This is a genomic window from Gemella bergeri ATCC 700627 (assembly GCF_000469465.1).
Lineage (GTDB): Bacteria > Bacillota > Bacilli > Staphylococcales > Gemellaceae > Gemella > Gemella bergeri.
The window spans coordinates 9,684-15,728 of record NZ_KI271792.1 but is presented as its reverse complement, the minus strand read 5'-3'; the positions used below and the strand labels follow the sequence as shown (position 1 = coordinate 15,728).

Annotated in this window: 6 protein-coding genes; all 6 read right to left on the bottom strand. The window is 29.7% G+C overall.

Annotated elements, in window-relative coordinates:
- Nucleotides 1–10 precede the first annotated feature (10 nt).
- The 6 genes from HMPREF1983_RS00350 to HMPREF1983_RS00330 all read right to left on the bottom strand — a co-directional run bounded on the left by HMPREF1983_RS00350 (nt 11) and on the right by HMPREF1983_RS00330 (nt 5,821).
- Nucleotides 11–1,024 (bottom strand): carboxylesterase family protein, encoded by a 1,014-nt coding sequence (locus tag HMPREF1983_RS00350; protein WP_021752279.1) that lies wholly within the window; start codon nt 1,022–1,024, stop codon nt 11–13.
- A gap of 11 nt (nt 1,025–1,035) precedes the next feature.
- Entirely contained in the window at nt 1,036–2,502 is a 1,467-nt protein-coding gene (locus HMPREF1983_RS00345) for an ABC transporter ATP-binding protein (protein ID WP_021752278.1), read from the bottom strand.
- Nucleotides 2,503–2,512: 10 nt separating this feature from the next.
- Entirely contained in the window at nt 2,513–3,208 is a 696-nt protein-coding gene (locus HMPREF1983_RS00340; protein ID WP_021752277.1) for an energy-coupling factor transporter transmembrane component T, read from the bottom strand.
- Entirely contained in the window at nt 3,209–3,799 is a 591-nt protein-coding gene (locus HMPREF1983_RS00335; protein WP_021752276.1) for an MptD family putative ECF transporter S component, read from the bottom strand.
- A 380-nt stretch (nt 3,800–4,179) separates the two neighbouring features.
- Entirely contained in the window at nt 4,180–4,281 is a 102-nt protein-coding gene (locus HMPREF1983_RS08070) for a hypothetical protein (protein ID WP_483788270.1), read from the bottom strand.
- 484 nt (nt 4,282–4,765) lie between these two features.
- Nucleotides 4,766–5,821: an acyltransferase family protein gene (locus HMPREF1983_RS00330; protein WP_040460711.1), complete on the bottom strand. Its 1,056-nt coding sequence runs from the start codon at nt 5,819–5,821 to the stop codon at nt 4,766–4,768.
- Nucleotides 5,822–6,045: the final 224 nt, after the last annotated feature.

Sequence of the window (6,045 nt, the reverse complement as noted above, 5' to 3'; positions counted from 1 at the left end):
TGTTGCACTTTTATTTGCAATTCGTCAAAAGAATTTCTTTCAGGTGTTCTTTTTTCTTTGTAATTCCAAGAGTTTTATAATACATTGGTAATTCGATCATAGAAAATTCATCCTTATTTGTTCCTATTAACACAGGCATAGAAGGAAATTCCCCTCGTTTTAATAAATTCATAGGATGTTCTGTGAAAAACTTCCCATCAATAATATCATTTTGTCCCCCTTTTATTTTTAACAAATCCTTAACGGATAGTTTTTTTAATTCTTTAAGTCCGGTTAAATGATTTTTAGATAATATTTTTTTATATTGATTTTTAGCAAAATAAATTTCTGATAATATCGGAACGTTTCCCGCACATAATATCAATTTATGAAATAATTTATTACTTACAGAGTTCAAATAATGATAAAGAGCTGCAACCGCACCACCACAATTCCCCATAAGTGTAATATTAGTATTATCTCCACCAAATGAACTTATATTATTATGAATCCAGGCTAACGCTGTTTGTTGATCAAGATAAGCAAGAGAACTTCTTATTTCTCCATTATCAAAAATAGGCATATATCCGAAATTTCCTATTCGATAAGTAATTGTAACTGCTACAATTCCCTGTTCAGCAATATGGTTCATCATATATATCGGAACTGTCCCTGACCCTTCACCACCGCCATGTAAAAATACAACAACCGGTTTTTTTTCTGTAAATTTATCAGATGCCCATATATTTACTACAAACGCATTTTCTGTCTGAACATCTTTTAGTGGTTGAAATTCCGGTCGCAACATATGATGTTTCATAAAAATATTAAGTTTTAATGGATACTTTTTCTGCGGAAAGCAAAAACTTCCTTCTCTATTCAAAAAATCATCTTCGGAATACTCTTCACTAGATATAAGTTTGGGATATTCAAATCTTTCAGCCCTTGCATAAGGCACACTTAAAATAGAATATACATTATCTCCTTGAAAATCTTTACCTACTACATCAGTATAAACTTTTCCAATTTTAGTTTGTAAAATCATTTATCCTCCTTTTATACTTCAAAATACTTTACTACCTTTCCGTCTTCAATCTGCAAAACAAAATCACAACAAAGTTTTATAAGTTCCGGGTCATGTGTAGACACAAATAATGTTTTCCCCTGATTAACTAGATTCTGTAGCAGTTCAGAAACGGCACACATATGAAGATAATCTAAACCTGATGTAGGTTCGTCAAATAACAAAATCTCCGCTTCTGCTGCCATAGCCGAAGCTATAGCTACTCTCTGCTTCTGTCCACCTGAAAGTGCCATTGGGTGCTTATCTTTAAATTCAAGCAGTCCTAGATTATCTAAAATCTTATGACAAACTGAAATATCTTCTTTCTCCATGGATAGTAGAACTTCTCCAACTACACTATCTGTAAAAAGCTGATGATTTACATCTTGCATCACCATATAGGACTTTCTTATTAATTCTTTTCCTCTATATATATTTTCTCCTATCTTTAGCTCTCCTTTGCAGCTCTTTTCCAATCCGCAAAGGCATCTTAAAAAAGTTGACTTCCCGGCTCCATTTTTTCCCGTAACACCTATTATACTTCCTTTTTTTACAGTTAGATTAGGTATTTCCAAATCTAATTTAGACTTATCTACTTTCTTTTCCTTTCTTCTTTTATATCTGAAAGTAAAATTTTTTAATTGAATTTTATCCCCGTTGGTTAAAATTACCGGTTTATCAATATTATCTAATTCATCCGTGAATTGACTGATATATTTAGGTTCTAAATTGACAGGTCGTAACTTCATGTTGCGTAACTCATCTTCGTTTAGCTTACTAAACTCTTCCTGCCACTCTTTTTTTATCTCTCCATCTTCCATATATATTACTCTATCAATTAAATCTTTAAGATACCAAAGTCTATGTTCAGAAATAACTATAGTTTTACCTTGTTTTTTCCACTGCAATATTATTTCTCTTAAATCCTCTATTGCTTTCCAGTCCAAATTAGATGATGGTTCATCTAACAACATTATCTTTGGCTTTAAGGCTGCAACCGAAGCACATGCAATTTTCTGCTTTTCTCCCCCAGAAAGTTCAAACAAACTTCTTCCCTTCAAATTATCTAAATTCATTTCCTGCATGATTTTGTTTTTTCGGTCTACTATTTCTGCCACAGATAAACCTAAATTTTCGGGTCCAAAAGCAATTTCCCCTTCAGTATCTAAAGAAAAAAACTGACTTCGTGGATTTTGAAATACAGAACCGACAGTCCCAGCTAATTCATATAACTCGGTATTTACTATATCAAAGTTTGCTACTCTCAAATTTCCTTCTAATTCCCCTTTATAATAGTGAGGAATTAATCCATTAATAAGCCTAGTTACAGTAGTTTTTCCACAACCTGATGCCCCGCAAAGCAAAATGGTTTCTCCTTCTTTAATTTCCAATGATATATTTTTCAAATCCTGTTTTTCAGATCCTTTATATCTAAAGTTAATATTTTCTATCCTAATCATAAAATCTCCTCTACAGCCCCCAAATATAACCTATGGTTAAGGTGGTAAAAACAACAAATGCTACATAATCAAATCTTTTAAAACCTATTTCACAAATATTGCTTCTTGTACCAGGTGCCCCCAATCCTCTGGTAATAGCCGCTGCCGAAAGTTCATCACCAATAGAAACACATGAAAATAAGAGTGGTATAATTCTGTATTCAATCATCTTTATCAAATTTCCTCCTGCAAGGCTAATACCTCTCATCTTCATAGCATCTCTTATATTCCCATATTCCACTTTTATAGTAGGGAAAAATCTCAAAACTACTGCCAAGGAAATAGCTAATCCCTTAGGGCAATGCAGCTTATTTAAAGCTGCCATAAATTCGTTAACTTTAGTGGTTCTTACCGTATACCATGCCATAATAGCAGAAGGAAAAAATTGTAACATAACACTGCAGTACCCTAATGCCAAAGCACTGATAAAACCTTCTCCATTGTTAATAAAAAAATGCATAACCAAAATTCCAAGTATATAAAATATAGTGAATCTAATAGCCGTTTTGACCTTCCCTTCAACTATTAACAATAAAATCGGAACTATGGTAATAACCACCCTAAGCGTTAAACTAAGAGTGGTAGTTGCTGTTGACATCGTTAAAAACGATATCAAAAACATCATATATATTTTTGTTCTGGGATCTAGTGAAAATTCATTTCGCACTTATGCAATACCTGCTTTCTCAAAATGTTTTTTAACAACTTTCTTCCCTATAATCGCACCTATTACTCCAAAAATAAAACTTAAAACAATAAGTGGAATTAAAGTTGTGGTATTGATATATGTAAACAAACCATCCACGTATTCACTTGAAAAGTTCCCCGATTGCAAATTCTCACGATAACTATCCGCAGTAAATACAACAGGTAAAAAGTTTGCTGAACACCACATAGAAAATACTCCAAAACTAATTATAGTTTTTTTACTATTCTTGTAGTTACCGGATTTTGCAATTAAGTCGCTAATAACACCCACGGCTAAAATCATAGGTGCTCCCATCCATCCCATACCGGTAAAATACATGATAATGGCTAACAAAGTGGCCATCATGGTTATCATACCGAATTTTTCAACTTTTGTATAAAAAAGCATCATCGGTATAGCACTTAATAACGGAATAATTGCTACATAAGCGGCTACAATAAATGGATGAATAAAACCACTCATACCGGCAGCAAATTCCACTACAAATATCAAAGCAGCAAATATACCTACATTTATAAAATCTTTTACATTTAATTTTTTACTGTCCATTTCTAACTCTCCTTTAAGTTAAGCATTTTCATTTACTTCTTTAATTATAATCAACTATCGCTAACTCGTCAATACTATTATAATAAATTACTAACAGATTTGAATTTTCAACATTTTCCTAGACAACATTTATAAAGAAACTGTGCTTTTGAGCCATCACCACCAAATTTTTAATTAACAACCAACATCCTTTATCCATTTTTTAATAACCATTTAGAATAGTAAATTTTCAGTGAAAATTAATACTGTTGCCAAGGCTTAAACGTAATATCTTTTAACTAAGTGAAAATTTTTTCTAAAATAAACCTACGACAAATATTTTCGATTTATATCATCTCTATTTCCTTTTGTTTTTTTAACTTGTATTTTTTTGGTGTTTCCTACTCTAATAAACCATGATAACTAATATTATTCCACAAATATACATAATCAAACAATAAAATATTCAAGTTTCCTAGTGTTTTAAACTCATTTTGGCATATAAATTCAACTACTGCATTATCGTAGGAATATTCTTTTTCATTTAACGAACTGTCTATACTAAATGTACATGATATACTATCAATTTTTTATTGATGAATTCTTTTCCTCTATAAATTATATGGAATAACTCTATTTTATTTAATGAGCATAGGATTGTTTTTGTCGCATCTACTACTAATTTAGCATCTTTATTCTTCCCTACTGAATATCCTATAATCTCTCAGTTTAATTTTTTTCTGTTTCACTCCCATTTGGTTACAATTTTTGAAATTTGTAGTTTTATTTTGCATAGATAAAAATAATTCTTCAAAATATTTATTTCCGCATAAGGCTTTTAACAAAAAACAAAAAAGATGATAGTTTTTTGCCCATCATCTTTGATAATTATTTTTTCTTATGCCCCGTATTTATTATACAACCTTATTATATCATGAAGATGATTTTTTGTTTGTTAATTTTAAAAAGAAGTAACGTTTGTTTTCGCTACTTCTTTTTTCTACTGTCCTTTTGGGTCAGCCACTTCTTTTGAATATTAATAATTATCAAATGGATAGCCTTTGCAGAAACTATACTAACTAAGAAAACAACTGTTGTGAATAGAATGTCATTTAAATTTGAAGAAGTAAAATATTTACCGAAAAATGCAATAGCAAGACCGTGAACCATATATAATTCAAAGGATATTGCACCTAGCTTTAGTAAATAATTATTACTGAAGTCAATATTTTTTATAATTAGCATAAAATATATCGTGAAAATAATATTGTCTAGATTCGCTGCGATTGCATAACTATAGGCATCTACTAATCCTACTTTGGTAAGAATAATACTATATTTATGAGATATAAATATTAAAATAGTAAAAAGCATTAGACTTAAAAAATAATATTTTTCAAAGAAATAATCTATTACTTTTTTGTTTTTTGCCCAAACTAATCCTATAATAAATGTAAGAATACTATTATACCACCAAAATCCATAATTCAATTTTATAGCTACAACAATATATAATACAATAAAGATAAAATTGATCGCGATTCCCACAGTGGTATTCTTTATAAATTTAAATGAAATATAGAAAAATATATAAGTCAAAATTATGATATCAACAAACCAACCATTATATATTATAGTTGTATGTTTTAAAAATAAATTATAAAAGAAATTCAAATTTATTATTTCTTTTAGATATACCATTCTATAAATTAAGTATATTCCAGAGATAAATACAAATGGAATAAGTATTTTCGACAGTCTTTTTCTAAAAAAACTAGTTAAATAATCAGGTTTTACTTGGGTTTGAATATATAATCCATAACCAGATAAAAAGAAGAAAATAGAAACAATATAAGTACCCATATATTGAAAATTAGAAAAAGTCTCCCCAGAAGATATCCACTGAGATAGGTGATGTAATATTATGCCAATAGCTAATAACCCTTTTAATCCGTTTGTTGAATTCTTGTCTAAGTAATCTTTATTACCCTTTGGGAGCAGAAATATTAAAACTGAAAATAATAATAGTATTATTATATCCATAGCATCCTCCTTAATTTTATATAGAAATTGTATCGCATATCTTTTTAATATACAATACAAATTTAACTATTTTCTATCAGACAGTAAATTTCATTATATACATTTGTAAATGATGCGAGACAAAAAAGTTAAAAATAAATCACAGATATGATGGGGCTGACCCAAAAGGGCAGTAGAAAAAGGAAAAATATACCTTATATTTTCTTGTAAAATTAGTTTTAGAC

Bases quoted from the DNA above. Each gene is read 5' to 3' on its own strand.
- HMPREF1983_RS00350 (WP_021752279.1), bottom strand. From the start codon at position 1,024: ATGATTTTACAAACTAAAATTGGAAAAGTTTATACTGATGTAGTAGGT.
- HMPREF1983_RS00345 (WP_021752278.1), bottom strand. From the start codon at position 2,502: ATGATTAGGATAGAAAATATTAACTTTAGATATAAAGGATCTGAAAAA.
- HMPREF1983_RS00335 (WP_021752276.1), bottom strand. From the start codon at position 3,799: ATGGACAGTAAAAAATTAAATGTAAAAGATTTTATAAATGTAGGTATA.
- HMPREF1983_RS00330 (WP_040460711.1), bottom strand. From the start codon at position 5,821: ATGGATATAATAATACTATTATTATTTTCAGTTTTAATATTTCTGCTC.